This is a genomic window from Streptomyces sp. NPDC045846, assembly GCF_056431605.1.
This window is the reverse complement of record NZ_JBWKKJ010000004.1, coordinates 200,055-223,671: the sequence shown is the minus strand read 5'-3', so window position 1 is coordinate 223,671 and position 23,617 is coordinate 200,055. Positions and strand designations below refer to the sequence as shown.

Annotated in this window: 24 protein-coding genes; 8 read left to right on the top strand and 16 right to left on the bottom strand. The window is 71.3% G+C overall.

Annotated features, from left to right (window positions below; all coding sequences use genetic code 11):
• The first annotated feature begins 72 nt into the window (after positions 1-72).
• The 4 genes from AC07F3_RS13250 to AC07F3_RS13235 all read left to right on the top strand — a co-directional run bounded on the left by AC07F3_RS13250 (position 73) and on the right by AC07F3_RS13235 (position 4,646).
• Positions 73-573: an FBP domain-containing protein gene (locus AC07F3_RS13250; protein WP_479113476.1), complete on the top strand. Its 501-nt coding sequence runs from the start codon at positions 73-75 to the stop codon at positions 571-573.
• Positions 574-720: 147 nt separating this feature from the next.
• Entirely contained in the window at positions 721-2,133 is a 1,413-nt protein-coding gene (locus tag AC07F3_RS13245) for a sensor histidine kinase (RefSeq protein ID WP_479113474.1), read from the top strand.
• Positions 2,130-2,795, top strand: a complete 666-nt coding sequence (locus tag AC07F3_RS13240; RefSeq protein ID WP_479113472.1) for a response regulator — start codon at positions 2,130-2,132, stop codon at positions 2,793-2,795. Before AC07F3_RS13245 ends, AC07F3_RS13240 begins: the two co-directional genes overlap by 4 nt.
• A gap of 621 nt (positions 2,796-3,416) precedes the next feature.
• Entirely contained in the window at positions 3,417-4,646 is a 1,230-nt protein-coding gene (locus AC07F3_RS13235) for a cytochrome P450 (protein WP_479113470.1), read from the top strand.
• Positions 4,647-4,656: 10 nt separating this feature from the next.
• Here the strand turns inward: AC07F3_RS13235 and AC07F3_RS13230 are convergent, their stop codons facing one another.
• Both AC07F3_RS13230 and AC07F3_RS13225 read right to left on the bottom strand, forming a co-directional pair.
• Entirely contained in the window at positions 4,657-6,261 is a 1,605-nt protein-coding gene (locus AC07F3_RS13230) for an ABC transporter permease (protein WP_479113468.1), read from the bottom strand.
• The gene (locus tag AC07F3_RS13225) at positions 6,258-7,163 is read right to left on the bottom strand and encodes an ABC transporter ATP-binding protein (protein WP_479113466.1); all 906 of its coding nucleotides are present in this window, start codon (positions 7,161-7,163) and stop codon (positions 6,258-6,260) included. Before AC07F3_RS13225 ends, AC07F3_RS13230 begins: the two co-directional genes overlap by 4 nt.
• 101 nt (positions 7,164-7,264) lie before the next feature.
• Here AC07F3_RS13225 and AC07F3_RS13220 point away from each other — a divergent pair, with 101 nt between their 5' ends.
• Entirely contained in the window at positions 7,265-7,804 is a 540-nt protein-coding gene (locus AC07F3_RS13220; RefSeq protein ID WP_479113464.1) for a GbsR/MarR family transcriptional regulator, read from the top strand.
• Positions 7,805-7,935: 131 nt separating this feature from the next.
• Here AC07F3_RS13220 and AC07F3_RS13215 read toward each other — a convergent pair whose 3' ends face one another.
• On the bottom strand, positions 7,936-8,742 hold the full coding sequence (locus AC07F3_RS13215) for a diacylglycerol kinase (protein WP_479113463.1): 807 nt from the start codon (positions 8,740-8,742) through the stop codon (positions 7,936-7,938).
• A 175-nt stretch (positions 8,743-8,917) separates the two neighbouring features.
• On the opposite strand from AC07F3_RS13215, the gene AC07F3_RS13210 reads away from it, so the two are divergent.
• On the top strand, positions 8,918-10,201 hold the full coding sequence (locus tag AC07F3_RS13210) for an adenylosuccinate synthase (protein WP_469840218.1): 1,284 nt from the start codon (positions 8,918-8,920) through the stop codon (positions 10,199-10,201).
• A 302-nt stretch (positions 10,202-10,503) separates the two neighbouring features.
• Here the strand turns inward: AC07F3_RS13210 and AC07F3_RS13205 are convergent, their stop codons facing one another.
• From AC07F3_RS13205 to AC07F3_RS13155, 11 genes are all read right to left on the bottom strand, one after another.
• Complete coding sequence (locus AC07F3_RS13205; RefSeq protein WP_479113460.1) at positions 10,504-11,364, bottom strand: immunity 49 family protein; 861 nt, start codon at positions 11,362-11,364, stop codon at positions 10,504-10,506.
• A 13-nt stretch (positions 11,365-11,377) separates the two neighbouring features.
• Positions 11,378-14,023 (bottom strand): hypothetical protein, encoded by a 2,646-nt coding sequence (locus AC07F3_RS13200; RefSeq protein ID WP_479113459.1) that lies wholly within the window; start codon positions 14,021-14,023, stop codon positions 11,378-11,380.
• Positions 14,020-14,436 carry a DUF6507 family protein gene (locus AC07F3_RS13195; protein ID WP_479113457.1) on the bottom strand — a complete coding sequence of 139 codons (417 nt, stop codon included), beginning with the start codon at positions 14,434-14,436 and terminating at the stop codon, positions 14,020-14,022. Before AC07F3_RS13195 ends, AC07F3_RS13200 begins: the two co-directional genes overlap by 4 nt.
• A gap of 72 nt (positions 14,437-14,508) precedes the next feature.
• Positions 14,509-14,820, bottom strand: a complete 312-nt coding sequence (locus tag AC07F3_RS13190; protein WP_479113455.1) for a pore-forming ESAT-6 family protein — start codon at positions 14,818-14,820, stop codon at positions 14,509-14,511.
• 16 nt (positions 14,821-14,836) lie between these two features.
• Complete coding sequence (locus AC07F3_RS13185; RefSeq protein ID WP_479113453.1) at positions 14,837-15,172, bottom strand: hypothetical protein; 336 nt, start codon at positions 15,170-15,172, stop codon at positions 14,837-14,839.
• Between the two features lie 131 nt (positions 15,173-15,303).
• On the bottom strand, positions 15,304-15,873 hold the full coding sequence (locus tag AC07F3_RS13180; protein WP_479113451.1) for a GNAT family N-acetyltransferase: 570 nt from the start codon (positions 15,871-15,873) through the stop codon (positions 15,304-15,306).
• 161 nt (positions 15,874-16,034) lie between these two features.
• Complete coding sequence (locus tag AC07F3_RS13175) at positions 16,035-17,114, bottom strand: sensor histidine kinase (protein ID WP_479113449.1); 1,080 nt, start codon at positions 17,112-17,114, stop codon at positions 16,035-16,037.
• Positions 17,107-17,793, bottom strand: a complete 687-nt coding sequence (locus AC07F3_RS13170) for a response regulator transcription factor (RefSeq protein ID WP_479113447.1) — start codon at positions 17,791-17,793, stop codon at positions 17,107-17,109. The genes AC07F3_RS13175 and AC07F3_RS13170 overlap by 8 nt, the downstream gene beginning before the upstream one ends.
• 68 nt (positions 17,794-17,861) lie before the next feature.
• A complete protein-coding gene (locus AC07F3_RS13165) occupies positions 17,862-18,566 on the bottom strand; it encodes a VanZ family protein (RefSeq protein WP_479113445.1) in 705 nt (234 codons plus the stop codon).
• Positions 18,567-18,708: 142 nt separating this feature from the next.
• Complete coding sequence (locus tag AC07F3_RS13160) at positions 18,709-19,017, bottom strand: DUF397 domain-containing protein (RefSeq protein WP_479113443.1); 309 nt, start codon at positions 19,015-19,017, stop codon at positions 18,709-18,711.
• A complete protein-coding gene (locus AC07F3_RS13155) occupies positions 19,014-19,850 on the bottom strand; it encodes a helix-turn-helix domain-containing protein (RefSeq protein ID WP_470950007.1) in 837 nt (278 codons plus the stop codon). The genes AC07F3_RS13160 and AC07F3_RS13155 overlap by 4 nt, the downstream gene beginning before the upstream one ends.
• 228 nt (positions 19,851-20,078) lie before the next feature.
• On the opposite strand from AC07F3_RS13155, the gene AC07F3_RS13150 reads away from it, so the two are divergent.
• Positions 20,079-20,411 carry a hypothetical protein gene (locus tag AC07F3_RS13150; RefSeq protein ID WP_479113441.1) on the top strand — a complete coding sequence of 111 codons (333 nt, stop codon included), beginning with the start codon at positions 20,079-20,081 and terminating at the stop codon, positions 20,409-20,411.
• A 5-nt stretch (positions 20,412-20,416) separates the two neighbouring features.
• On the opposite strand, the gene AC07F3_RS13145 is transcribed toward AC07F3_RS13150, so the two are convergent.
• Positions 20,417-21,112: an SDR family NAD(P)-dependent oxidoreductase gene (locus tag AC07F3_RS13145; RefSeq protein ID WP_479113440.1), complete on the bottom strand. Its 696-nt coding sequence runs from the start codon at positions 21,110-21,112 to the stop codon at positions 20,417-20,419.
• A gap of 229 nt (positions 21,113-21,341) precedes the next feature.
• On the opposite strand from AC07F3_RS13145, the gene AC07F3_RS13140 reads away from it, so the two are divergent.
• Positions 21,342-21,941: a TetR/AcrR family transcriptional regulator gene (locus AC07F3_RS13140; protein ID WP_479113439.1), complete on the top strand. Its 600-nt coding sequence runs from the start codon at positions 21,342-21,344 to the stop codon at positions 21,939-21,941.
• A gap of 22 nt (positions 21,942-21,963) precedes the next feature.
• Here the strand turns inward: AC07F3_RS13140 and AC07F3_RS13135 are convergent, their stop codons facing one another.
• Positions 21,964-23,559: a serine/threonine-protein kinase gene (locus AC07F3_RS13135; RefSeq protein ID WP_479113438.1), complete on the bottom strand. Its 1,596-nt coding sequence runs from the start codon at positions 23,557-23,559 to the stop codon at positions 21,964-21,966.
• Positions 23,560-23,617 lie beyond the last annotated feature (58 nt).

Here is a 23,617-nt window from a genome sequence, read left to right as displayed (position 1 = left end):
TCCCGTTCCCCCCATTCTCCTTCAACGATTATGCAGTTGCCTAAAGCGTTTAGGCAACTTAGCATCATGTTTATGAAGCCGCTGACCGAACAAGAGATCCGTGCCGCGTTCCTGAACTGCACCAAGGGCGAGGCCAAGCGCCTGTCCGTGCCGCGCGACCTGGCCGACCGGCCCTGGGACGACCTGGACTACCTGGGCTGGCGCGACCCGCAGGCGCCGGACCGCGGCTACCTCGTCGTGGAGCTGGACGGCCGCCCGCAGGGGCTCCAGCTGCGCTGCTCCAGCCCGGCCGTCGGGCAGCAGCGCCGCAGCATGTGCTCGCTGTGCCTGACCACCCACTCCGGCGGCGTCTCGCTGATGGTGGCGCCCAAGGCGGGCAAGCCCGGCCAGCAGGGCAACAGCGTGGGTGCCTACATCTGCGCCGACCTCGACTGCTCGCTCTACGTACGGGGCAAGAAGGACGCGGGCATCGGCGCGCGGCTGCACGAGACGCTCACCGTGGAGGAGAAGATCGAGCGGACCGTGGCGAACCTCGCCGCGTTCGTCGCCAAGGTGACCAAGGTGACGGCCTGAGCGTGTCCGGCCCGGCGGGACCGATCGACCGAGTGCGTCCGTCCGGCGTGTTGGGCCGTCGGTATCCGCGTAGTCCCTGAGGCGGACCTCGAAGGATCCCCATCGCGCCGGACGCCCCGGCCCCCCTCGCCGCCTACCTTGGAGCCTGTGAACGAGACGACCAGGCTCCGGCAGGGGAGCGGCAAAGCAGCGGGCGGCGCGGGCGGGCGCACCCCCGAGTTCCGGCTCGCCATGGGTCTCTACGGCGGGCTGCGCCGGGACCTGTTCGAGGACGCCTTCGCCTACCGACCGCTGGGCCGGAGGCGGACGGACGGCCCGCTGAGCCGGCGGCTCCCGGGCCGGATACGCGAGGCCGTCTCCTGGGCCCCGCACGCCGCGGTGGGCTTCCTCGCCTTCTTGGCGATGATGACGGAGCTCTCCCAGGGCTCCGGCGGAGTGGGCAGCAGCGTCGGCTGGCTGATCGGGGGGCTCGTGATCGCCGCCCCGATGGTCATGACGCTGGTCCGGCCGATCGGCGCGTTCTGGCTGGCCTGCGCGGCGACCGTCGTCGTCGGCGCGGTGGCCGGGCGGCACGGCGGGATGGGCCCCTGGACGCCGGGCACCTACATCATGTACCTCACCGTGCTCGCGGTGGTGGCGCTGCGCACCCGCCCCCGGGTGGCGGGCTGGATGTGGCTGATCACGCTCGTCCTCGGCCTCGCCACCGGCACCTTCACCGGCAGCTACGGCGACAACACCGGCCCGATGGCGGTCCTCTCCGCCCTGGTGCTGCTGGTGGCGTCCCTCCTGAACACCCGGCGGGACGCGCAGCGGCAGGTCAGCGCGGAGAAGTCGGTCACCGCCGTGGAGCGGGACAAGCGGACGGTCCTGGAGGAGCGCACCAACATCGCGCGCGAGCTGCACGACGTGGTGGCCCACCACATGTCGGTGGTCGCCATCCAGGCCGAGGCCGCGCCCTACCGGGTGGAGAACCCGCCCCCCGAGCTCGCCCAGGCCTTCGCGACGATCCGCGAGAACGCGGTGGCGGCCCTCACCGAACTGCGCCGGGTGCTCGGCGTCGTACGCGCGGAGGACTACGAGGCGCCGGACGCCCCCCAGCCCACCCTCGCCGACCTGGACGGCCTCCTCGCGAACGTGCGCGAGGCCGGTCTTCCGGTCGAGAAGATCGTCACCGGTGCGGTGCGCGAACTCCCGCAGGGCGTCGAGCTGTCGGCGTACCGGATCATCCAGGAGGCCCTCAGCAACACCCTGCGGCACGCGCCCGGGGCGGGGGCGCGGGTGGAGATCGGGTACGTTCTGGGCGGGCTCGGCCTGCGCGTGGTCAACGGCCCCGCGACCTCCGAGGCGGGCCCCTCGCAGGGCTCCGGGCACGGGCTGACGGGCATGGCCGAGCGGGTGGCGATGCTCGGCGGCGCGATGACGGCGGAGCGCACGCCGGAGGGCGGGTACGAGGTGACGGTCTTCATCCCGGTCGAGGCGGCCGAGCCGGTGGAGCCGGTCGCGGGAGCGGCAACGGGTACGGGCACGGGCGTGAGCATGGAGAAGGAAGACCAGTCATGACGATCCGGGTGCTGATCGTCGACGACCAGATGATGGTGCGCGAGGGCTTCTCCGTGCTGCTCGGCGCGCAGCCGGACATCGAGGTCGTCGGCGAGGCCGTCGACGGCCGCGAGGCGGTCGCCCAGGTGCAGGCGCTCCGCCCCGACGTGGTCCTGATGGACATCCGGATGCCCGGCATGAACGGCATTGAGGCGACGCGGGAGATCGTGGCGGCGGGCGACGCGTCGAAGGTGCTCGTCCTGACCACCTTCGACCTGGACGAGTACGTCTACCAGGCGCTGCGGGCGGGCGCGTCCGGCTTCCTCCTGAAGGACGCCTCGGCGCGCCAACTCGCCGAGGGGGTACGGGTGGTGGCGTCCGGAGAGGCGCTGCTCGCCCCCTCGGTGACCCGGCGGCTGATCAACGAGTTCGCCCGGGTCGTGCCGGCGCAGCGGGCGGGGGCGTCGGCGACGGGGCAGGTGGAGGAGCTGACCGACCGCGAGACGGAGGTCCTCGTCCTGATCGCCCAGGGTCTGTCGAACCAGGAGATCGCGGATCGGCTGGTGGTGGCGGAGTCGACGATCAAGACGCATGTCAGCCGGGTGTTGGTGAAGCTGGGGCTGCGTGACCGTACGCAGGCGGCGGTGTACGCGTACGAAACCCGCCTGGTAACCCCCAACTAACCCCCTGGGCCTGCGCCCCAGCCCCCTAACCCCTGGGGCTCCGCCCCAGACCCCGTTCGCGCCTTGAGGGCGCTCGTCCTCAAACGCCGGACGGGCTGAAGATGCTCATGCCGACCAGCACTTGCCCTGCTAGGGGCGCGGGGAACTGCGCGAGCAACCCAGCACGGTCCGCAGGGGCCCTGGGGCTCCGCCCCAGACCCCGTTCGCGCCTTGAGGGCGCTCGTCCTCAATCGCCGGACGGGCTGAGGTTGCCCCTGCGGGCCAGCACCATGCCGCCGAGGCGCGCGGCGGAGGCATGCCTGCATGGGCACCCCGTCAAGCACGGCCCTGCTAGGGGCGCGGGGAACTGCGCGAGCAACCCGGCACGGTCCGCAGGGGCCCTGGGGCTCCGCCCCAGACCCCGTATCGCGCCTGAACGGCGCTCGTCCTCAAACGCCGGACGGGCTGAGGATGCTCATGCCGACCAGCACTTGTGCTGTTAGGGGCGCGGGGAACTGCGCGAAGGGACCGTACGGCCCGCACCCGTACGCACCGCACCCGCACGCACCCAGCACGGAAGCGCACCCCGCACGCAAGCACCCCCCCTTGATCCCCGCGGAGCGACGCCGCATTGTCGAGGGCATGGACGCCACCCCCCTCTTCCGCCCCCACGCCCCGGACTTCGTCGCCGATCCCTACCCCGTGTACGCGGAGCTCAGAGCGGCGGGCAGGCTGCATTACTACGGGCCCACGGGGCAGTGGCTCGTCCCCCGTCACGAAGACGTCTCCGCGCTCCTGCGCGACCGCAGGCTCGGGCGGAGTTACCAACACCGCTTCACTCACGAGGAGTTCGGCAGAACACCCCCGCCCCCGGCGCACGAGCCCTTCCACACCCTCAACGACCACGGCATGCTCGACCTGGAGCCCCCGGACCACACCCGCATCCGCCGCCTCGTCTCGCAGGCGTTCACCCCCCGCACCGTGGAGCGGCTCGCCCCGACCGTGCGGCGGCTCGCCGCCCGGCTCGTGGACGACTTCTGCGCGGCGGGCGGCGGCGACCTGCTGGCGGAGGTCGCCGAGCCCCTCCCCGTCGCGGTCATCGCCGAGATGCTGGGCATCCCCGAGCCGGACCGCCCCCTCCTGCGGCCCTGGTCCGCGGCGATCTGCGGGATGTACGAGCTCAACCCGGGGGAGGACACCGCCGCCCGCGCCGTACGTGCCTCCCTTGAATTCGCCGCGTATCTGCGGGAGTTGATCGCCGCGCGGCGCAAGCAGCCCGGCGAGGACCTCGTCTCCGCGCTCATCGCCGCGTACGACGACGAGGACGGCGGCGGTCGGCGCCGCCTCTCCGAGCAGGAGATGGTCTCCACCTGCGTGCTGCTGCTCAACGCCGGTCACGAAGCCACCGTGAACACCACCGCCAACGGCTGGTGGACGCTGCTGCGCGACCCCGGGCAGCTCGCCGCGCTGCGGGCCGCGCCCGAGGCGCTGCTGCCCACCGCCGTCGAGGAGCTGATGCGGTACGACACCCCGCTCCAGCTCTTCGAGCGCTGGGTGCTCGACGACATCGAGTTCGCCGGGCACACCCTGCCGCGCGGCAGCGAGGTCGCGCTGCTCTTCGGCTCCGCCAACCGCGACCCGGACCGGTTCGCCGACCCCGACACCCTGGACCTCGCCCGCGCCGACAACCCGCACATCTCCTTCGGCGCGGGCATCCACTACTGCCTTGGCGCCCCCCTCGCCCGCCTCGAACTCCGCGCGTCCTTCGGCGAGTTGCTTGCCAAGGCGCCCGGCCTGCGTCTCGCCGCCGAACCGGAGTGGGGCCCGGGTTTCGTCATCCGGGGCCTCACCGCGCTCCAAGTGGAGTGCTGAGAGGAGCCGTTCACGACAGCATGTCCCGGCGGCGCAGCGCTCCCAGCCCCGTCGCCACCAGCGCCGCCGCGACCGCCGTCAGGACGAGCACCGGTGTCCACGCCATCTCCGTACCGGGCAGCTTGGGCAGATGGCCGAAGGGGGACACGTCCAGGACGGTCCGCGGCAGGTTCAGCGCGGGGCCGATCCAGCCGAGGGACAGGCACAGGCCCGTCACGCCGAGCGAGGCCTGCGCGATCCTCGGGAACGCCCCGAACAGCAGCACCGCGAGGCCCGCGAGCGTCCAGATCGCGGGGAGCTGGACCAGGGCCGCGCCCAGGATCGGACCGGGCTCCCGGCCGTAGCCCGCGGCCAGGCCGAGCCCGCCCACCACCATGATCAGGGCCGCCCCGCCGAACGCGATCACCAGGTGACCGGCCGCCCAGCGGACCCGGCCGACCGACGCCGCCAGGACCGGTTCGGCGCGCTGCCCCGTCTCCTCGCCGTGCAGCCGCAGCACCGACGAGGTGGCGTACAGGGCGGCGACCATCCCCAGCATGCCGACCATCGTCGCGAGGAACGCGTCGGTCAGGCCCGACTGGCCACCCATCCGCTGGATGATCTCCTTGGTCTGCGCGTTGTCGCCGACGAGGTCGGCCGCTCCGTCGGTCATGCCGCCGAACAGCAGCCCGGCCAGGGCGAATCCGAGGGTCCAGCCGACGAGCCCGCCCCGCTGGAGGCGCCAGGCGAGTCCGTACGCCGTCGAGAGGCGGCCCTCGGCCGGTCCGGGGCGCGGCGGCACGAAGCTCATCCCGATGTCGCGCCGCCCGGCGAGGAGGTAGGCCGCGGTCCCCTGCGCGAGGGCCGCCGCCCCGATCAGGATCAGCGCCCACCACCGTTCGCCCGCGTAGGGCCGCACGTTCTCGGCCCAGCCGAGCGGGGAGAGCCAGTCGAGCACCGAGGAGGCATCCCGCGTCGCCGTGTCGCCCGCAGCCTTGAGGAGGAACGCCGCGCCGAGGACCGCGCCCGTGAGTCCCTTGGCGAGCCGGGCGCTCTCCGTCAGCTGGGCCATGATCGCCGCCAGGCCCGCGAACAGCATGCCGATGGCGCCGGTCGTCAGGCCGAGCGCCACCGAACCCGCGGCGCTCCCGGTCGGCCGGGCGAGCCCCGCCGCGATGATCACGGCGACCGCCGCATTGGCGACCAGCGCCGCGAGCAGGGCCGAGGTCAAGGGTGCCCGGCGGCCCACCATCGCGGAGGACAGCAGTTCCTGGCGGCCCGTCTCCTCCTCCTCGCGGGTGTGCCGCACCACGATGAGCAGGCTCATCACCGCCGCGAGTACGTATCCGAACCCGCCGAACCGCCATGCGGTGAGCCCGCCGAGCGAGTCGTCGAAGACCGGCCCGTACAGCGCCCGCAGCGAGCCGTTGCCGTTCATCGAGTGCGCCACGTCCGCGCGCTCGGCGGCGGTCTTGTACACCTTCTCCAGGGTGCTCGCGCCGCTCGCGACGAGGCCGCCCAGTGCGAGGGCCCACACCGGGATCATCATCCGGTCCCGGCGCAGCGCCAGCCTCAACAGGGCGCCGCTGCCCGTCAGTTCGCGCGTGGCGCGCAGGGGCGCCGCCAGGGTGGTCATCGGACCGCCACCTCCGCGTCGGCCCCCGTGTAGTGGCGCAGGAACAGCTCCTCCAGCGTGGGCGGGGTGGAGGTCAGGGAGCGTACGCCCGACGCGGTGAGCGAGCGGAGCACCGCGTCCAGCTTGTCGGTGTCGACCTGGAGCTTGACCCGGCGGCCCTGGACGTCGAGGTCGTACACGCCGGGCAGGCCCGCCAACCCGTTGGGCGCGCCCGCCAGTTCGGCCGTCACCGACGTACGGGTGAGGTGGCGCAGCTGGGCGAGGGAGCCGGTCTCCACCGTGCGGCCCCGGCGGATGATGCTGACCCGGTCGCAGAGGCTCTCCACCTCGCTGAGGATGTGCGAGGAGAGCAGCACGGTGCGGCCCCGGTCGCGCTCCTCCTCCACGCAGCTCTGGAAGACCTCCTCCATCAGCGGGTCGAGACCCGAGGTCGGCTCGTCCAGGATCAGCACGTCCACGTCGGACGCGAACGCGGCGACCAGGGCGACCTTCTGCCGGTTGCCCTTGGAGTAGGTGCGGCCCTTCTTCGTGGGGTCGAGCTCGAACCGCTCGATGAGGTCGTGCCGCCGGGACCGGTCGAGCCCGCCCCGCAGCCTGCCGTACAGGTCGATGACCTCACCGCCCGAGAGGTTCCGCCACAGGGTGACGTCGCCCGGTACGTACGCGACGTGCCGGTGCAGTTCCACGGCGTCGGCCCACGGGTCGCGGCCGAGCAGCTGGGCCGCGCCGGAGTCGGCGCGCAGCAGGCCGAGCAGCACGCGGATGGTGGTGGACTTTCCGGCGCCGTTGGGTCCGAGGAAGCCGTGGACCTCGCCGGTCTCGACGGTGAGGTCGAGCCCGTCGAGGGCGTGGGTGCGCCCGAACGACTTGTGCAGCCCGGAGACCGTGATTGCCTTCGTCATGTTTTTGAACGTACTGTACTTTCACGAAGTTGTGAAGTTAAGGAAGCGTATAAAGTCGGCGGCGGAACCGGGGCGGGGCGGCGAGGGGAGACGATGAGGCCATGAGCGGCGTGGACAGCGAGCGGGAGGTGCCGGGCGGCATGGCGGTCGAGCGGGACGAGGACGCGGTGGGCCGGTTCGTCGAACGGTTCGCCTCCGAACTGGCCGAGGCGGGCATGCAGCGGATGGCGGCCCGCGTCTTCGCGGCGCTGCTCGTCTCCGAGAACGGCTCGATGACCTCGGCGGAACTGGCCTCGGCGCTGCGGATCAGCCCCGCCGCCGTCTCCGGCGCGGTCCGCTACCTCTCCCAGGTCAACATGGTCGGCCGCGAGCGCGAGCCCGGCTCCCGGCGCGACCGGTACGTCCTGCACAACGAGCTCTGGTACGAGACCTTCACCAACCGCGACCGGATCCTGTCCCGCTGGGAGCAGGTCATGAAGGACGGCGTGGCGAGCGCGGGCGGGCCGGACACGGCGGCCGGGGCGCGGATGGCGGAGACGGCCGCGTTCTTCGCCTTCCTGCACGGCGAACTGTCCCAGCTGATGGACCGCTGGCGGCAGCACCGCACCACCCTGGACCTCCCCCCGATCCCGCCCCGCTGAGCCCGCTGCGGACACCGGTCACGTCGGCAGACCTGCCTCCGATCCCGGCCCGCCGACGCCCGCTCCGGACGCGGACCGCGTCGCCGGGACCTGCGCCGATCCCGGCCCGCTGAGCCCAGTGCGCACGCGGATCACGTCGGCAGGACCAGCTCCCACGCGTCCGCGAGGGCGGTCCAGGTGCGGGTGCGCACCGGGCCCGCCACGGTCTGGTCCGCCCGGTAGCGGAAGCCGCCCACCGGGCCCGAGATCGTCACGGCCCGCGCGGCCGCCCGCACCCGCTCCCCGGTCCGCCCGTGCACCACGACCTGCGCGAGCCCGCCCGCGGAGGCCACCGAGACTCCCGCCACCGGGCGGTCCAGGTCGCTGAGCAGCTTTCCGTCGGCCTCCACGCGCAGCCGGTGGGCGACCGCCGCGGCCACCGGCGCGGGCGCCCGCACCAGGGTGCGGACCAGGGAGCGGGCCGCGCCCCACACCGACGGCGGCTCGGGCCGGGCGACGGGCGGGCCCAGCGCCGGGATCCGCAGCGCGCCGATCACCACCTGGTCGCTGTCGTCCACCAGCAGATCGAGCCTGCGCCCGGTGCCGTCCAGGGCGGCCCGGGCCGCGGCCACCGCGCCGAGCGGCACCCCCAGCGAGCGGGCCAGCTCAAGGGAGTCGGCCGCGCCCACCGGCACCAGGGCCAGCGGCCCCCGACCGAGCTCACGCTCCTTGTGCAGCAGCGTCACGGTGCGTAGCAGCGCCTGGTCGTCACCGACCACCACGGTGCGCCGGCCGGCCCGGCGGGCCAGCGCCCTGGCAAATTCCTCCGGCCCCTGTGGCCAGCAGATCTTCGCCTGTGCTCCCGCACACAGCACATCCTTCGCGATCCGTACGGACTCGCCGTCAATACGGCGGGCGACCGGGTCGATGAGCACGACGAGCTGGTGCGCAGCCGACACCTCGGTCCTTCCTCGGGTAGCATCTTTGTGCAAGAGCCCCTTGCGCTATTGCGCCAGGGGCTTCGTCTATTCCGGGGCAGCTTTCTACGGTTCAGGCCCATGGTGTACGCATCCACATGTGGAGCGCGTATGCCCCTGACCTTGGACATGCCCCGCCCGGAAGGGGTGTACGCCTGTGCCCGCACTTGTGCTGCTCGGTGCTCAGTGGGGTGACGAGGGCAAGGGAAAGGCCACCGACCTCCTCGGTGGATCCGTTGACTATGTGGTGCGTTACCAGGGCGGCAACAATGCCGGCCACACGGTTGTCGTAGGCGACCAGAAGTACGCGCTGCATCTTCTCCCTTCCGGGATCCTCTCGCCGGGGTGCACCCCGGTGATCGGTAACGGAGTCGTCGTCGACCCGGCGGTCCTGCTCTCCGAGCTGAGCGGGCTGAACGAGCGCGGCGTCGACACGTCCAAGCTCCTGATCAGCGGCAACGCTCACCTGATCACGCCGTACAACGTCACGCTCGACAAGGTCTCCGAGCGCTTCCTCGGCAAGCGGAAGATCGGCACCACCGGTCGCGGCATCGGCCCGACCTACGCCGACAAGATCAACCGCGTCGGCATCCGCGTCCAGGACCTCTACGACGAGTCGATCCTGGAGCAGAAGGTCGAGGCGGCCCTGGAGGGCAAGAACCAGCTGCTCGCCAAGGTCTACAACCGCCGTGCCATCGAGGCCGGCAAGATCGTCGAGGAGATGCTCCAGTACGCGGAGCAGATCAAGCCCTTCGTCGCCGACACCACGCTGATCCTGAACCAGGCGCTGGACGACGACAAGGTCGTGCTCTTCGAGGGCGGCCAGGGCACCCTGCTCGACGTCGACCACGGCACGTACCCCTTCGTCACCTCCTCGAACCCGACCGCGGGCGGCGCCTGCACGGGTGCGGGCGTGGGCCCGACGAAGATCAGCCGCGTCATCGGCATCCTGAAGGCGTACACGACCCGCGTCGGTGCCGGTCCCTTCCCGACCGAGCTCTTCGACGAGGACGGCGAGGCGCTGCGCCGCATCGGTGGCGAGCGCGGTGTGACCACCGGTCGCGACCGTCGCTGCGGCTGGTTCGACGCGCCGATCGCCCGCTACGCGACGCGGGTGAACGGCCTGACCGACTTCTTCCTCACCAAGCTGGACGTGCTGACCGGCTGGGAGGAGATCCCGGTGTGCGTCGCGTACGAGATCGACGGCAAGCGGGTCGAGGAACTCCCGTACTCCCAGACCGACTTCCACCACGCGAAGCCGATCTACGAGAAGCTGCCGGGGTGGTCCGAGGACATCACCAAGGCGAAGACCTTCGGTGATCTGCCGAAGAACGCGCAGGCGTATGTGAAGGCGCTGGAGGAGATGTCGGGGGCGCCGATCTCTGCGATCGGGGTTGGGCCTGGCCGCACCGAGACGATCGAGATCAACTCGTTCCTCTAGCAGCCCGCCCTGAGCGGGGCCACCCGGCCCCGCTCACCCCCCCGGGGCCGGCCCCCTTCCGGGGCTGCCCCGGCCCCCTTTCGTCCGCGGACCGTGCCCGCTTCTCGCGCAGTTCCCCGCGCCCCTTAACCCGTTTTCGTCTGCGGGCCGTGCTCGCTTCTCGCGCAGTTCCCCGCGCCCCTGGCGGTACTGGTGCTGGCCTGCATAGGCATCTTTAGCCCGTCCGGCGATTGAGGACGAGCGCCGTTCAGGCGCGAACGGGGGGCTGGGGGCGGAGCCCCCAGGGGCCTTCCGGGGGGTGGTTACGTCGGGAACTCGCCGAGCCAGGCGCGGCGCAGGAGCTCTCCCGGCAAGTAGGGCGTCTCGACGCCGATCTCGAAACCCGCGTCGAGCGCGAGGCACGCGATGGCGAGCGGCCCGAGAGCGAGGTACCCCTCCACGCTTCCCTCCCGCTTCTCGGTAGCCGTCCAGTACGCCTTGTGCGCCTGAACAGCCTCCAGCAGAGCCTGGTTGAAAGCCTCGTGGTCCTTGGTGAGGAAGCGGTGGAAGAGGCTGATGGGCTGGTAGAGGATGTTCTGGAGCAGGTCGCGCGGAGCGATGGTGGCCACGTCGGGGTGCGAGGTCTGGATGGCCAGGGTCAACTTCTCGACCAGGCCCGGCCGTTCGAGCCAGTACGTCTGGAGCGCGTCCACCCAGTGGTGGACGTACTCGTCGCCCTCGGCGCCCGAAGCGCGCAGGACGTCGAGGGGGATCTCGCAGAGCTGGGTCATCCGGGCCTGGTCGCGGCAGACGATCGCGAGCCAGAACGCGGTCAGCCAGTTGCCCGCGTTGGCGTAGTACTGCGGCCCGGTCGCCGGGATGGTGTGGATCTCGTGGTTGATCCGGTACTCGCCGCTGCCCTCCGTGGCATTGGCCGCGGCGAACGCGGCGGAGTGCACCTGCATGGCGGTGACCACCGCCTCCCAGGTTTCCAGCTGGGAGCCGTCGGGATTGACGGCGAGCCAGGCGTGCACGCAGGAGAGCGATTCGCTCAGTGCGAGGCTGAAATTGCGCGGCGTCTGCGGAAGGGTCTCGATCGAGTCCGCCAGGTCCTCTCCGAGTTCCCGTGCGTACTCCTCGTCGTCGGGTCCGGGGCTGCCGTGCCGAGATACGTTCACCGTCATCAGAAACTCCCGTTCAGCCCAGGTTGAAACGCCGCATGGAATACCCAGCGTACGTTCCTGCCTTGGGGTTCCCCTTCACGAGGATGTAGTCGATCTTCCCCTGCTTGAGGGCCTTGCTGAGCTCTCGGTAGAGCCGGCGTTCATTCGGGTTGGTACGCCCGCGCTCCTTCATTTCCTTGAGGATGTCCTCGAAGTATTCGCGTGACCCCTGCCGTGCGTTGAATCCGTTCGGCAGTCGGCGCTGGCCGAGTTCCGTGTCGAGACTGCTCTTCGCCTCGACCACCACGAAGCGGCCGTCGTCGCGCTTCCACACCTGGTCGAACTGGTCGTTTCCGTTCTTGGGGCCGTCGAGCGTCTCCCACTTCGCGTCGGGATAGTGCTCCGGGATCACGTGATGCCGGGCGACCGCCTCACCGAAGGCCTCGGTGTCCTTCGTCATCTTCTCGTGCAGCGGCGCGTGCTCGGCCTTCGCTTCGTTCCAGGCGTCGAGGTGCTCCGGGGTCGGGTGCGCCTCGTAGAGCTCCTTGGCGGCGGTGACCTTCGGGTGGATCGCGTTGTCGGCGGAGACCGAGGCGTGCCGGTCGCGGGCGGCCTGGTCGAGGATCTCCCGGCCCTTGGGCGTGACCACCGTCGAGGCGTCGCGCTTCAGGTCACCGCCCGGGACGTACTTCTCCGGGATCGGCGGCGGCTCGTCGCTCTTGGCTATCCACTCACCCGTGGTCGGGTGCTTGACGAGCTGCGGCGGTACGAGGCCGCTCTCGTCCGGAATGTTGGAGTACTTCCGGTAGGCGCTGACCTTGTAGTCCTTGTAGTACTTCTGGAAGTAGCCGGGCTCGTGCCGGGCGCGCTGGACCTGGTGGTCCATGATTTCGCGTGCGCTGGCGCCGTTCCACCGGCTGGGGCCGTCGTAGTTCGGGTGCGGGCCGCTGCCTCCGTGCCCGCCGGTCGGCGGCTCGTCGCCCGACCCGCCTCCGTGCCCGCCGGTGCCACCGTCGTGCCCGCCGGTCCCGCCGTTGTGCCCCCCAGTACCCCCGTCATGCCCGCCGGCCCCGTGCCCGCCGTGCCCGCCCGCGTCCGCCGAGGGGCCCGTTGTGTGGCCCGCTGTGTCTCCGGCTGAGGGGGTGCCGCCGCGGGAGTTGCCCGTGGCGCCTCGGTCGAGGTCGTTGGTGGGGCCGTGGCCGAGGTCGTGGGCGGTGCCGCCCGGGGTTCGTGTGCCGGGGTTCGCGGGGTGGTCGCCCATGTGGCCCGCGCGGTCGCCCGCACCGACCAGGACCGGTTCCTTCACGCTCGCGGGGACGGTTTCGCCGACGTGGGGCAGGGAGCTCTTGAGGCGGGCGATGTCGTCGGCGCTGAGCTCGACCTTGGCTTCCGAGACGGTGCCGTCGGGCTTGTAGACCTTGCCGTCGTCGAGGTTGAGGCGGCTGCCGCCGGGCCATTCGACGTAGTTGCCCTTGATGGTGGGCAGGTCCGCGGTCTTGGGGAAGGTGCCGTCGAGGTTGACCTTGCCGCCGTTCGCGAAGATGTCGGCGTAGTGGCCGTTGGTGATGTTCTTGATGCCGGTGAACAGGTCGCCGACCTTGATGATGCCGAACTTTCCGGCCTTGGCGACGTAGGTCATGGGGTCGACGACCTTGGCGACCTTGCCGGTGACGGACAGCACCTTGGCGACGGCGCCGCCCTTGGCGGCGCTGCCGGAGCCGCCGGTGAAGACGGTGGTCAGGACGTTGAAGGTGACCCCGCCCGCAGCGCGGGCCGGGTTCTTGCCCCACTCGTCCCAGGCGACCAGCGCCTTGCCGGTCTCCTTGACCGCGGTGCGCGAGTCGCGCAGCCAGCTGGGCAGGTCCTTGTCGGGGGCCGTCCAGTAGGCGGCGGCGAACGGCGTGGAGGAGATCGCGAGACCGGTGGCGAGCTTGGCGAGGCCCGTCCAGGCCTGCCCGGCCTTGTCCCAGCCGTCGGTGCCGACCAGGGTGCCCAGGCCTTTGACGGTGCCCCAGATCCCGTCGACGATGAAGCCGTCCCACACGAAGGACTTGACCTGGTGCCAGACCCAGGACAGGCCCGTGTACTCGCGTTCGGCGTGGCCGCCCCAGGGAGTCTCCTCGGCGTGCTGGAGCGCGTCGGCGGTGTACCCGTACATGCCGGGCTTGTGGCTGCCGTCGTCGACGGTGAGCTTGCTGCCGTTCACCAGCGCGGTGATCTTGTCGTGGCAGGCGCGCTCGGCGTCGGTGAACGCGGCGATGGTCGCGCCGACCTCGCTCATCAGCCGCTCGTTGTGGTCGATCTTCTTCTGGTCACGGCGCCAGTGGTCGTCCCCGGCGATGCTGTCGGTGAACGCGAACGCCTCGGTGCGCAGCGACGCCAGCTTCGCGACCAGCGGGCGCACCACGCCCTCGTACTCGGTCAGCGCCGCGGCGGCCTTCTCCAGGCCGCCCGCGAAGTCGTCCGCCTTCGTCTTGACCGGCAGGGTGGTCGCGAACAGCTGGTCGGCCTCCGGCGCGTGGTAGCAGGAGGACAGGCCCTGGAACTCCTTGTGGACGTTGGCTCCGCCGTCGCGGAAGTCGCCGGCCTGTTTGGTCAGGGCGGCGGCGTCCTTGGTGAGCTGCTCCAGGTTCCCGGTGAACATCGGGATCCCGCCGGGCTCGATGACGTCCTTGCTCACTTGGGTGCCCCCGGCTTCTCGACCGGCTTGCCGTCCGGGCCGATCTCCTGTCCCTTGTCGTCGATGACGGGTTCCTTGATCGCCTGGCTCTGCTTGTTCGCGGCCATGGCCAGGTCGCCCTTGGCGTACTCCGTCGTCGCGTCGTACGCGCCGTTGAGCGAGTGCTCGGTGCGCACCGCGATGTAGCCGAGCTCCTGCGCCTTGTGCTCCATGAACTCGCCCAGCGCGCCGCCGACGGGGCCCATCGGAGCCTCCACGCCGCAGTACGGGCCCGACAGGGTCCCCGCCGACGAGGCGGCCGATTTCAGGCTCTCCTGCATGGCCGTTCCGGCGTTCGACATGGCCTCGGCCGCGGTGGCCGTCTTCTTCAGTACGCCCGACACGTCGGACGGTTTGATGTCCCAAGCCGACACGAAAAAATCCCCCGTTCCCTGCCTGCTGCCCAACTACCCTGCATCAGCGCCGAGTTGCTGCCGAACCTGTGCTCAGCCGATGGCGTCGACGGCGGACTTCGCCTTCGACAGCGTCGACTGCGCGGTGCCGTCGTTGAGTTCCAGCGTGCCGCGCACGAGGCGGATGATCTCGCGGACCTCGTTCGCGGCCTTGTTCCAGCGCAGTTCCTTGCCGTGGTACTCGTCGGAGACGCCGTCGGCGGTGAACTCGGCCATGGCGGCCTTCACCGCGCGGTCGCGGTCGTTGAGGACGCGCTCCAGATTCCCGACGATTCCGGCGAGACCGCCCTGCACCTCGGTGGAGGCACCCGTGTCGTAGCTGAGCCGGTCGTGATTCTGACCCATGATCCTGATCCCCCGGTTAGTGACGTCCGCCGAAGCGGGCCGCGTCGAAATTGGCCGCCGACATGTTCTGGTGCGCGTTGGACTCCTGCTCGTGATCACCGGTGCCGAACGCGGAGTCCATCCCGGACTGCCCGCCCAGAATGTCCTGGAGCGAACCGTTCAGGTCATTGGTGATCTCGTCCGCGTGCGCCTTGAACGAGTCGAACGCGACCTTTCCGGCCCCGTTGAACTTCCCCTCCAGCGGATCGGCCGCCGCGATCAACTGCCGGATCAGCGCACCGAGATCACCACTCGACCCCTCGGTGCTCTTTCCCAGATCGGACAGAGTCGTGGACCCCATGTCGAACTTCACGCACACACCCCCGTAATCGTCCTTGTCGTGATCGTCGCGGTTTCCGCGAATCGCCCCACGAGCCTCGTGCGACGACATATATGTCTATCGAACGCGTGTCGCGGGTGCAACGCGCTTCCGTCGCAGGTTTGTCACCAGAGTTTGTCGATGGGGCCCGGGTGCAGGGCGATGCGGGCGGCTCGCAGGGTGGGTTCCGCGGCGCGGGACCTCGGGGTGAAGAAGGCGGCCAGGGTCACCTTGTCGAAGCCCGCGGCGTCGCTCGGGAAGGGGTCGTCCGCGGTGCCGCCCACGAGTACGGTCCCCGCCAACCGGCGCCAGCCCGCTGCCTCGTAGAACCCGGCGAGCGGGCGGTCGCAGGTGAACAGGCCCAGGTCGATCCCGTACCCGGGCATCGCCTCCCGGGCCGCGCTCACCAGGCGGTGGCCGTGGCCCCGGCCGCGTGCCGACCGGCGGGTGACCACCGTGCTGAGGCCGCCCGCGCGCAGCCGGTGGCCCGCGTGCTCGATGTCCTTGCGCAGGATGTCCAGCGCGGCCAGCACCACGCCGTCCTCCACGAGCAGCATCGACAGCGGGTCGAGCGCCGGGTCGTGGCTCAGCCCGCTGCTCGGTACGTCCGGCGGCCACGCCTCGTCCTGGAGCGCGAGCACCTGGGCGCGCAGCGGGGCCGGGGTCTCCGCCTCGGGGTACGTCAGGATCGGCATCGCTCGATTATGAGCCCGATGACGGAGCCCGATGACGGAGGCCGGTTCCGGAGCCCGATGACGGAACCCGATGGCGGATCCCGGTCACGGAGCCCGATGACGGAGCCCGATGACGCGGCCCGGTCACGGAGCCCGAACACGGGCTCCTGGTGGGCGGCTTCCTACGGCAGGCCCGGCAGGCTGACCGTGACCTGGAGGCCTCCCGCCGGGCGGGCGGCGAGCTCCAGGGTTCCGGCGTGGGCACGGACGACGCTGTGCACGATGGCGAGGCCGAGGCCCACGCCCGCGTGCTCGTCGCCGCGTACGCGTTCCGCGCCGCGCTGGAAGGGCTCGGTGAGGGTGGGCACCAGCTCCGGCGCGAGCGGCGGGCCGGTGTTCTCGACCCGCAGCACGCTCGCCCCGCCCCGCGTCCCGGTGTGGACCGTCACGGCGCCGCCGCCGGGCAGGTTGTGCACGATGGCGTTCTGGACGAGGTTCGTCACCATCCGCAGCAGGAGCTCCGCGGAGCCGCCGGTCCGGGCCGCCGTGCCGGTGACGTCGAGCGTGATCCGGCGCTGTTCGGCGAGCGGGAGCAGGGTTTCGGCGACCTCTTCCGCGACGAGCGAGAGGTCGACGCTCTCCCGCGTGAACGTCCCGCGGTCGCTGCGGCTGAGCAGCAGGAGCGCCTCGGTCAGGCCGATCGCGCGCGTGTTGACGCTCTGGAGGCGGGCCAGGACTTCGTCCCGGTCCCGTGTCGGGTCCTTGCGGGCGACGTCGAGCAGCGTCTGCGAGATGGCCAGCGGGGTGCGCAGTTCGTGGGAGGCGTTCGCGGCGAACCTCTGCTGCTCGGCCACGTGCGACTCGACCTGTTCCAGCATCGCGTCGAAGGCGTCCGCGAGTTCGCGGAACTCGTCCTGGCGGCCCTCCATGCGGATCCGGTGGGACAGCGACCCGCTCCCGGCCAGCCGCGCCGCCCCCGTGATCCGCGTGAGCGGTGCGAGCATCCGGCCCGCGAGAACCCATCCGCCGACGAGGCCGAACACCAGCAGGAAGGCCATCGCCACGGCCGCGGCGGGCGCGAAGACGCGCAGCAGGACGTGGCGGTTGGGCGAGATCCCCAGCAGCCCCTTCGAGGTGTCGGGTACGTAGCGCAGCAGGAACCACCACACCACCGCCAGCAGCAGGGCCCCCGCCACGGCGAGGAACCCGGCGTAGCTGAGGGTGAGTTTCAGGCGGGCGCTGAGCCCCGGGCGCCTACGCATGCGTACGGTCCCCGGGTCCCGCGGTGCCGATGCGGTAGCCCACCCCCGGCACCGTGGCGATCACCCAGGGTTCGCCGAGCCTCTTGCGCAGGGCGGAGACCGTGATGCGGACGGCGTTGGTGAAGGGGTCGGCGTTCTCGTCCCAGGCCCGCTCCAGGAGCTCCTCGGCGCTGACCACTCCGCCCTCGGCGGCCATCAGGACGTCGAGCACCGCGAACTGCTTCCGGGTCAGCGCCACATGGCGTCCGTCGCGGAAGACCTCCCGGCGGAACGGGTCCAGGCGCAGCCCCGCGATCTCGCGCACCGGCGGCCGGGCGTGCCCGCGCCTGCGGTCGAGCGCCCTCAGCCGCAGCACGAGCTCCCGCAGCTCGAACGGTTTGGTGAGGTAGTCGTCGGCGCCGAGCTCGAACCCGGACGCCTTGTCGTCGATCCGGTCGGCCGCGGTCAGCATGAGGATCGGGATGCCGCTCCCGGACGCCACGATCCGCCGCGCGACCTCGTCGCCGGAGGGCCCCGGGATGTCGCGGTCGAGGACCGCGAGGTCGTAGGAGTGGGTGCCGAGCAGTTCCAGGGCCGAGTCCCCGTCGCCGGCGATGTCGGCGGCGACGGCCTCAAGGCGGAGCCCGTCCCGGACGGCTTCCGCCAGGTAGGGCTCGTCCTCCACGATCAGTACGCGCACGCCCGCAGCCTAGGCACCCCGACATATCGCCGACGTATGCGAAGACGCGTACACACCGGACACGTCCCTCAGCCCACCGGCGCCGAAGCGGGACGAGGCGCCTGAGGCCCCTCCTGCTCCGCGGTACGCCACCAGCGGCGCGACGCCAGCGCGGCCAGTACGGCGCCCACGGTGTTGACCAGTACGTCGTCCACCGACGACACCCGGTCGAGCCGCAGCACGTACTGCGCGACCTCCACCAGGGTCGAGCACCCCGCCCCGAGCGCCAGCACCCTCGGCACGGACGCCAGCGCCGCGAACCGCACCGGGGCGAAGAACCCCAGCGCCGCGAAGACCAGCAGATTGCCCGCGATCCCCAGCGGCCCCATCGTGACCAGGTCCCGCAGCGGCACCAGGCTGACCCGGCCCGGTACGACGCCCGCCCCCGACCCCGGGATCATGGTCAGCCAGACGAACGGCACCGTCCCGTGGACCATGCCCACCTCGGCCAGCGAAAGCCGCCCCGCCCCCGCGACACCCGCCGCCCGCCGACGCACCGCCAGAGCCCACGCCACCAGCGCGGCCAACGGCAGCGTGACCAGCGTCATGAGCACCACGCCGTTGAACGTGTCGTAGCAGCCGTGCCATCGCCCGGCCACGCAGCGCGGAGCGGACATCATGAGCGGCCGCCGCATCACGACGAGGACGCCCGCCAGGGCGACGACCATCAGGACCGGGAGCACGAGGCCGCCCGCGCGGCGGAGCGGCTTCGACGGGGACGCGTTCTGGTTCATGCCCCCATGAGAGACGGAGCGCGGTTGCGGGGGCGTATGCGGTTTTCGATACGTCCGCGATATGCGGCAGCACCAGCGGTGTGCTCGCCCCGCTGGTGCCCGCGCCCACTCCGACCGGACCGGCCTCCCGACCGGCCCCGCCTCAACCGGCCGCCGCACCTTCCCAGTTCAGGAAGGCCGTCCACGCGCCCGGATCGACGGCCAGCGAGGGCCCGTCACTCACCTTCGAGTCCCGTATGTGGACGGCTCGGGGGCAGGCGGCCACCTCTACGCAGTCCCCGCCGCTGTCACTGCTGTACGAGGACTTGTGCCAGGGGAGGGCTACTTCTACGCACTCGCCGCCGCTTGCGTTGCTGTACGAGGACTTGCGCCAGGCGACGGCCACCTCTATGCACTGCCCGCCGCCGCTGTCGCTGTAGCTGGACTTGAACCACTGGAGGGTGTTGCTCATCTCTGCTCTCCTGCCAACTGCTCGATGAGGCCCAGTGATTTGCGAGGGCCCAGGGCCTGTGCCCGGATCTTCGCATAGCGCCGGGCGTACGTACTCACCTTTGCAGGGTCGGAGATCAGCAGCCCTTCGCCCTGGACTTCGAAGAACGCCAGGTGGTCATGCTCTGGGGTCTCCACCAGGGTCATCCCACCACGGTCTCCCGCGTATTCGCCATCCGCGCCGCAGTCCAGGGGCAGCACATTGAGGGTTACGTTGCGCCGCCGCGCGCATGCGGCTAGGTGGCGCATCTGGTCTCGCATGATCTGAGGGCTGCCGATCACCCTTCGCAGCACCGCCTCTTCCAGGATCAACTCGATCGACACGACCGGCTGTCGGTCGAAGAGGGCCTGGCGTTCCATACGTGCCTGTACCAGTTCCTCGACCCGCTGCTCAGGGAGCGGTGGAAACCCTCCGCCGATCAGGGCGCGTGCATACGCCTCGGTCTGGAACAGCCCGTTGATGACCAGCGTCTCGTACATCTGGAGAACTACCGCCTGCTGTTCCAGGAGCGCGAAGCCCTTGAACTGCTCCGGGTACTTCTCAAGCCGCACCGGGGTCCGGGCATCCTCGAAGATCTCCATGCCATCGCCGAGCACCCGCTCCAACTCCACCAGCATCTGGTCGCTGGCAGGCTGGGCCAGCGTTTCCATCGCGCTGACCGCCGCGGCGGAGAAGCCGATTTCGGTGCCCAGCTTCTCCTGCGTCCACCCCTTCCGCAGACGCAATTTGCGGGCCAGTTTGGCCACCATCTGGGCGGTCGGTCCCGCCGTCTCCTTGTTTTCCGCTCGTGCCATGTTCGATCACGCTCCGACTCAACCGGTCTCAACCGGTCTCTACTCAGCCCCGCCGAATTCGACTCGCCTCAAAGGGAGTTGGGGCTGATCAACGGCTGCCCGACGGTCCCTATGCGGCCATGGAAAACGCTAGCGGCGCGGAACGAAACTGTCCTTGTGGATACGCGAACTGGCGAGGAAAAACTCGAATGGATTCCGCTCTCCGGGTTCCATCTCAGAAAGGCGGGCGTGGAATTCGACGCCGTACGGATCGACGGGGACGCCGGGCGGTGCGTGGCGGACGTGATGGAGGAGCTGACCGGGGGCGACCCGGGGCCGATCGTCGCGGATGCCGCAGGGCGGCGGTCGGTGTACTTCCTGGTGCCACCGCGCAGCACGTCCCACCGGTCGTGGCCCGCTGTGGCCGTGCCGTTCAACTCGGGCCCGGGAAAGGTGAGTTACGTTCCGGTCCCGGCGATCGGCGGGCGGACCTGGCCGCTGTCGTGGTGGTGTCTGCCGTCGGGGCCGGACCGGTTCGTGCACACGCCGCTGCTGTGCTCGGTGGTGCGTCAGCTCCGCTGAGGGGGCTACCAGGGGACGGTCTCGCCGTGGCGGTCGAGGAACTGGAGCCCCGGGGCGCCCGCCTGCGCTTCGAGGACGTCGACGACGGCCGGGATGCTCTCCTCGGGGTCGAGCGGGGCGTCGGGTCCGCCGAGCCGGGTCCGGTTGTGGCCGGGGTCGATGAGCAGCTTGGTGTGCCCGTCGTCGCCGTGGCGGGTGGCGTAGCTGCGCATCAACTGGTTGAGCGCGGCCTTGCTCGCCTTGTAGAGCTCGTACCCCTCCTCGGTGTTGCGCGAGATGCTGCCCTGCTCGGAGGACATGACGGCGACGGTGCCGCCGGGTGCGACGAGCGAGCGCAGGGCCTCCAGGGCGCGCAGCGGGCTCAGCGCGTTGGTGGTCATGACCTCGGTGAACATGTCGGTCGGGACCTGGTCGATGGGCAGGTCGCCGCGGTCGATGGCGGCGTTGACGAAGAGCAGGTCGAGCCGGGTGTCCGCCAATGCCTGGCGCAGGGTGGCCAGTTGCTCGGTGCTGGTCATCTCCAGGGAGACGATCTCCAGCCGGTCCTTCCAGGTGTCGGCGCGCTTCTTCAGCTCGCTGCCGTCCTGGCGGGTGGTGGCGATGACGTGCCAGCCGCGGCGGGCGAGTTCGTCGGTGAGGACGAGCCCCAGGCCCCGGGAGGCGCCGATGACCAGGGCCTGGCGGTGGGGTGCGGTGGACATGGCGGGCTCCTTCTTGGTGCCTCCGGCGGCCGCCTTGAGTCGCTGTCTTCGGGGGCCGTCTTCGGCATTCGTCTCTGGCGTTTGTCTTGGGCGTTCGACTCGGTGGGCGTCTCGGTGGTCGTCTTCCGGGTCCGTGCCCTTGAATCTAGACGAGACGGTGCGTCTCGTCTAGACGGGACGGTGCGTCTAGGCAACCGTGGGCCGCGCCTGCCCGGGTACTGTGGTGCGCATGCCCGCCACCAGCCCATCGCCGGCCGCCAGACCCCGCTCCGGCCCCCGGCGCGACGAAGCCGCACGCCTGGCCGTGCTGCACGCCGCGGACGATCTGCTCGTCGAGCACGGTTTCGGCGGGCTGACCGTCGAGGCCATCGCGCGCCGTGCGGGCGTCGCGAAGCAGACGATCTACCGCTGGTGGCCCTCGAAGGTCGAGATCCTGCTCGACACCCTCATCGAGGACAGCGGCAAGAGCCTGCCCGTACCGGAGAAGGCCACGGCGGCGAGCATCCGCGGCTATCTGCGCGGCTTCGCGCGGTTCCTCACCCGCGACCCGGCGGGCAAGGTCCTGCTCGCGCTCCTCGCCGAGGCCCAGCACGACCCGGCCACGGCCAAGAGCTTCCACCAGCGCTATCTCGGCCCGCGCCGCGCCCAGGAGCGCGAGCTGCTGACCCGGGCGACGGAGGCGGGCGAGATCGCGCCCGTGCTCGGCCCCGACGCCGCGCTGGACGCGCTGCTCGGCCCGGTCGTCTACTGCGCCCTGACGGGTTCCGCCGTCCCGCGCGCGCTGGTCGACACCCTCGTCGGAGAGCTGCTGCGGCCCCGCGCGAAGTGAGGACCGCCCGCCCTGCGCGGGGCTACTGGCCGTTCGCTCTCGTGTAGTCGAGGAACTCGCCGGTGCCGTCGGTCTGGCGGTGCAGGCGGCCGTCCGGCAGCAGGCTGAGGGTGCTGGCCCTGCCCGGGTTGCAGGCGCCGGTCGAACCGGGGCCGACCCGGGACGGCCCGATCCGGACCGGACCGTCGCCCGAGGCGGGCGCGGCGGCCAACTCGGCCTGGAACACGCAGTGGTAGCCGCTTCCGTCGGCGGTGAGGGTGAGCACGGGCTCGCCCACCCGGCCTGCGCGGATCACCAGACGGCGGGGGTCGCCGCCGGTGCCGGTGGGCACGGTGGCGGACCAGGCACCCACGTACCGCTGCGGTACGCCGCTGGTGGAAGGGGTCGGCTCCGGATGCGAACTGCCTGATGGTGAAGGTGAGTTGGTGCCGCTCGGGGCGGTGCTCGCCGTGCTGGGTCCGGTGTCGTCCTTGGCGTTCCTCGGGTCGCCGCTGCTCATGAACGCGTACACCGAGCCACCCGCCCCGACCGCCACCACCAGGGCCACCGCGATCAGCGCCACCGTGGACTTCGCGCTGCGGCGCGGCGGCGGCTCGGGCGCGGGGGAGGGGTAGTACGGGTCGTACGGCGGGGGCGCGGGGCGGTACGGGGCCGGGGTCGGTTCCGGGGCGGTCCGCGTGGGGGCGGCGGAGGGCGGCTCGGCGGTGTCCGGCGGGTTCTCTATGTCCAGCAACTGGGCTGCGTGGCTGCCCAGTTGGGCCACCAGGGGCGCGGGAAGCCACGGGTCGGGGGCGGCGTCGGGGATGCGTTCCAGGATGCGGTCGAGACCGGGGCGGGCCGCCGGATCCTTGTGGAGGCAGTCGCCTATCAGCTCCTGGAGGGACTCGGGGACGCCTTCGAGGTCCGGCGGCTCCTGCGCGATGCGGAACATCAGCGCGTGCACCCCGCTCCCCGCCTCCCCGAACGGCAGCCTGCCGCTCGCCGCGTACGCCAGGACCGAGCCGAGGCAGAACACGTCGCAGGCCGGGGTGACCCGGTCGCCGCGCACCTGCTCCGGTGCCATGAAACCCGGCGAGCCGACCAGCGCGCCGGTCCGCGTCAGGCCCGCTTCGGTGCCCGCCTCCAGGGCGCGGGCGATCCCGAAGTCGATCACGCGGGGGCCGTCGATGGTGATCAGGACGTTGGAGGGCTTGAGATCGCGGTGGACGAGCCCGGCCGCGTGGATGTCCTTGAGGGCGAGGGTGAGTCCGCGCGCCAGGGCGGCCGCGGAACGTTCCGGCAGGGGGCCGTGCGGGCCCGTCACCACGGACTGGAGCGAGGGGCCCGCCACGTAACCGGTCGCGACCCACGGCACCGGCGCCTCGGTGTCCGCGTCGAGCACCGGCGCCGTCCACCGGCCGCCGACCCTGCGCGCGGCGACGACCTCCTGGCGGAACCGGCCCCGGAACTCGTCCTGTTCGGCGAGGTCGGGGCGGACCAGCTTGACCGCCACCGTGCGGCCCCGGTCCGAGCGGGCGAGGTAGACCTGTCCCATCCCGCCGGACCCGAGCCGGGCCAACAGCCGGTAGCTGCCTATTCGTTCCGGATCGCCCGGTTCCAGCCGCTGTGTGCCGCCCATGCCCATGTCGGACGCGCCTCCCCGCTCACACCGCCCCAACGGGCCGAGGATAGTGCCG

Bases quoted from the DNA above. Each gene is read 5' to 3' on its own strand.
- AC07F3_RS13250 (WP_479113476.1), top strand. From the start codon at position 73: ATGAAGCCGCTGACCGAACAAGAGATCCGTGCCGCGTTCCTGAACTGC.
- AC07F3_RS13240 (WP_479113472.1), top strand. From the start codon at position 2,130: ATGACGATCCGGGTGCTGATCGTCGACGACCAGATGATGGTGCGCGAG.
- AC07F3_RS13235 (WP_479113470.1), top strand. From the start codon at position 3,417: ATGGACGCCACCCCCCTCTTCCGCCCCCACGCCCCGGACTTCGTCGCC.
- AC07F3_RS13230 (WP_479113468.1), bottom strand. From the start codon at position 6,261: ATGACCACCCTGGCGGCGCCCCTGCGCGCCACGCGCGAACTGACGGGC.
- AC07F3_RS13225 (WP_479113466.1), bottom strand. From the start codon at position 7,163: ATGACGAAGGCAATCACGGTCTCCGGGCTGCACAAGTCGTTCGGGCGC.
- AC07F3_RS13220 (WP_479113464.1), top strand. From the start codon at position 7,265: ATGAGCGGCGTGGACAGCGAGCGGGAGGTGCCGGGCGGCATGGCGGTC.
- AC07F3_RS13205 (WP_479113460.1), bottom strand. From the start codon at position 11,364: ATGACGGTGAACGTATCTCGGCACGGCAGCCCCGGACCCGACGACGAG.
- AC07F3_RS13190 (WP_479113455.1), bottom strand. From the start codon at position 14,820: ATGGGTCAGAATCACGACCGGCTCAGCTACGACACGGGTGCCTCCACC.
- AC07F3_RS13180 (WP_479113451.1), bottom strand. From the start codon at position 15,873: ATGCCGATCCTGACGTACCCCGAGGCGGAGACCCCGGCCCCGCTGCGC.
- AC07F3_RS13175 (WP_479113449.1), bottom strand. From the start codon at position 17,114: ATGCGTAGGCGCCCGGGGCTCAGCGCCCGCCTGAAACTCACCCTCAGC.
- AC07F3_RS13165 (WP_479113445.1), bottom strand. From the start codon at position 18,566: ATGAACCAGAACGCGTCCCCGTCGAAGCCGCTCCGCCGCGCGGGCGGC.
- AC07F3_RS13160 (WP_479113443.1), bottom strand. From the start codon at position 19,017: ATGAGCAACACCCTCCAGTGGTTCAAGTCCAGCTACAGCGACAGCGGC.
- AC07F3_RS13155 (WP_470950007.1), bottom strand. From the start codon at position 19,850: ATGGCACGAGCGGAAAACAAGGAGACGGCGGGACCGACCGCCCAGATG.
- AC07F3_RS13145 (WP_479113440.1), bottom strand. From the start codon at position 21,112: ATGTCCACCGCACCCCACCGCCAGGCCCTGGTCATCGGCGCCTCCCGG.
- AC07F3_RS13140 (WP_479113439.1), top strand. From the start codon at position 21,342: ATGCCCGCCACCAGCCCATCGCCGGCCGCCAGACCCCGCTCCGGCCCC.
- AC07F3_RS13135 (WP_479113438.1), bottom strand. From the start codon at position 23,559: ATGGGCGGCACACAGCGGCTGGAACCGGGCGATCCGGAACGAATAGGC.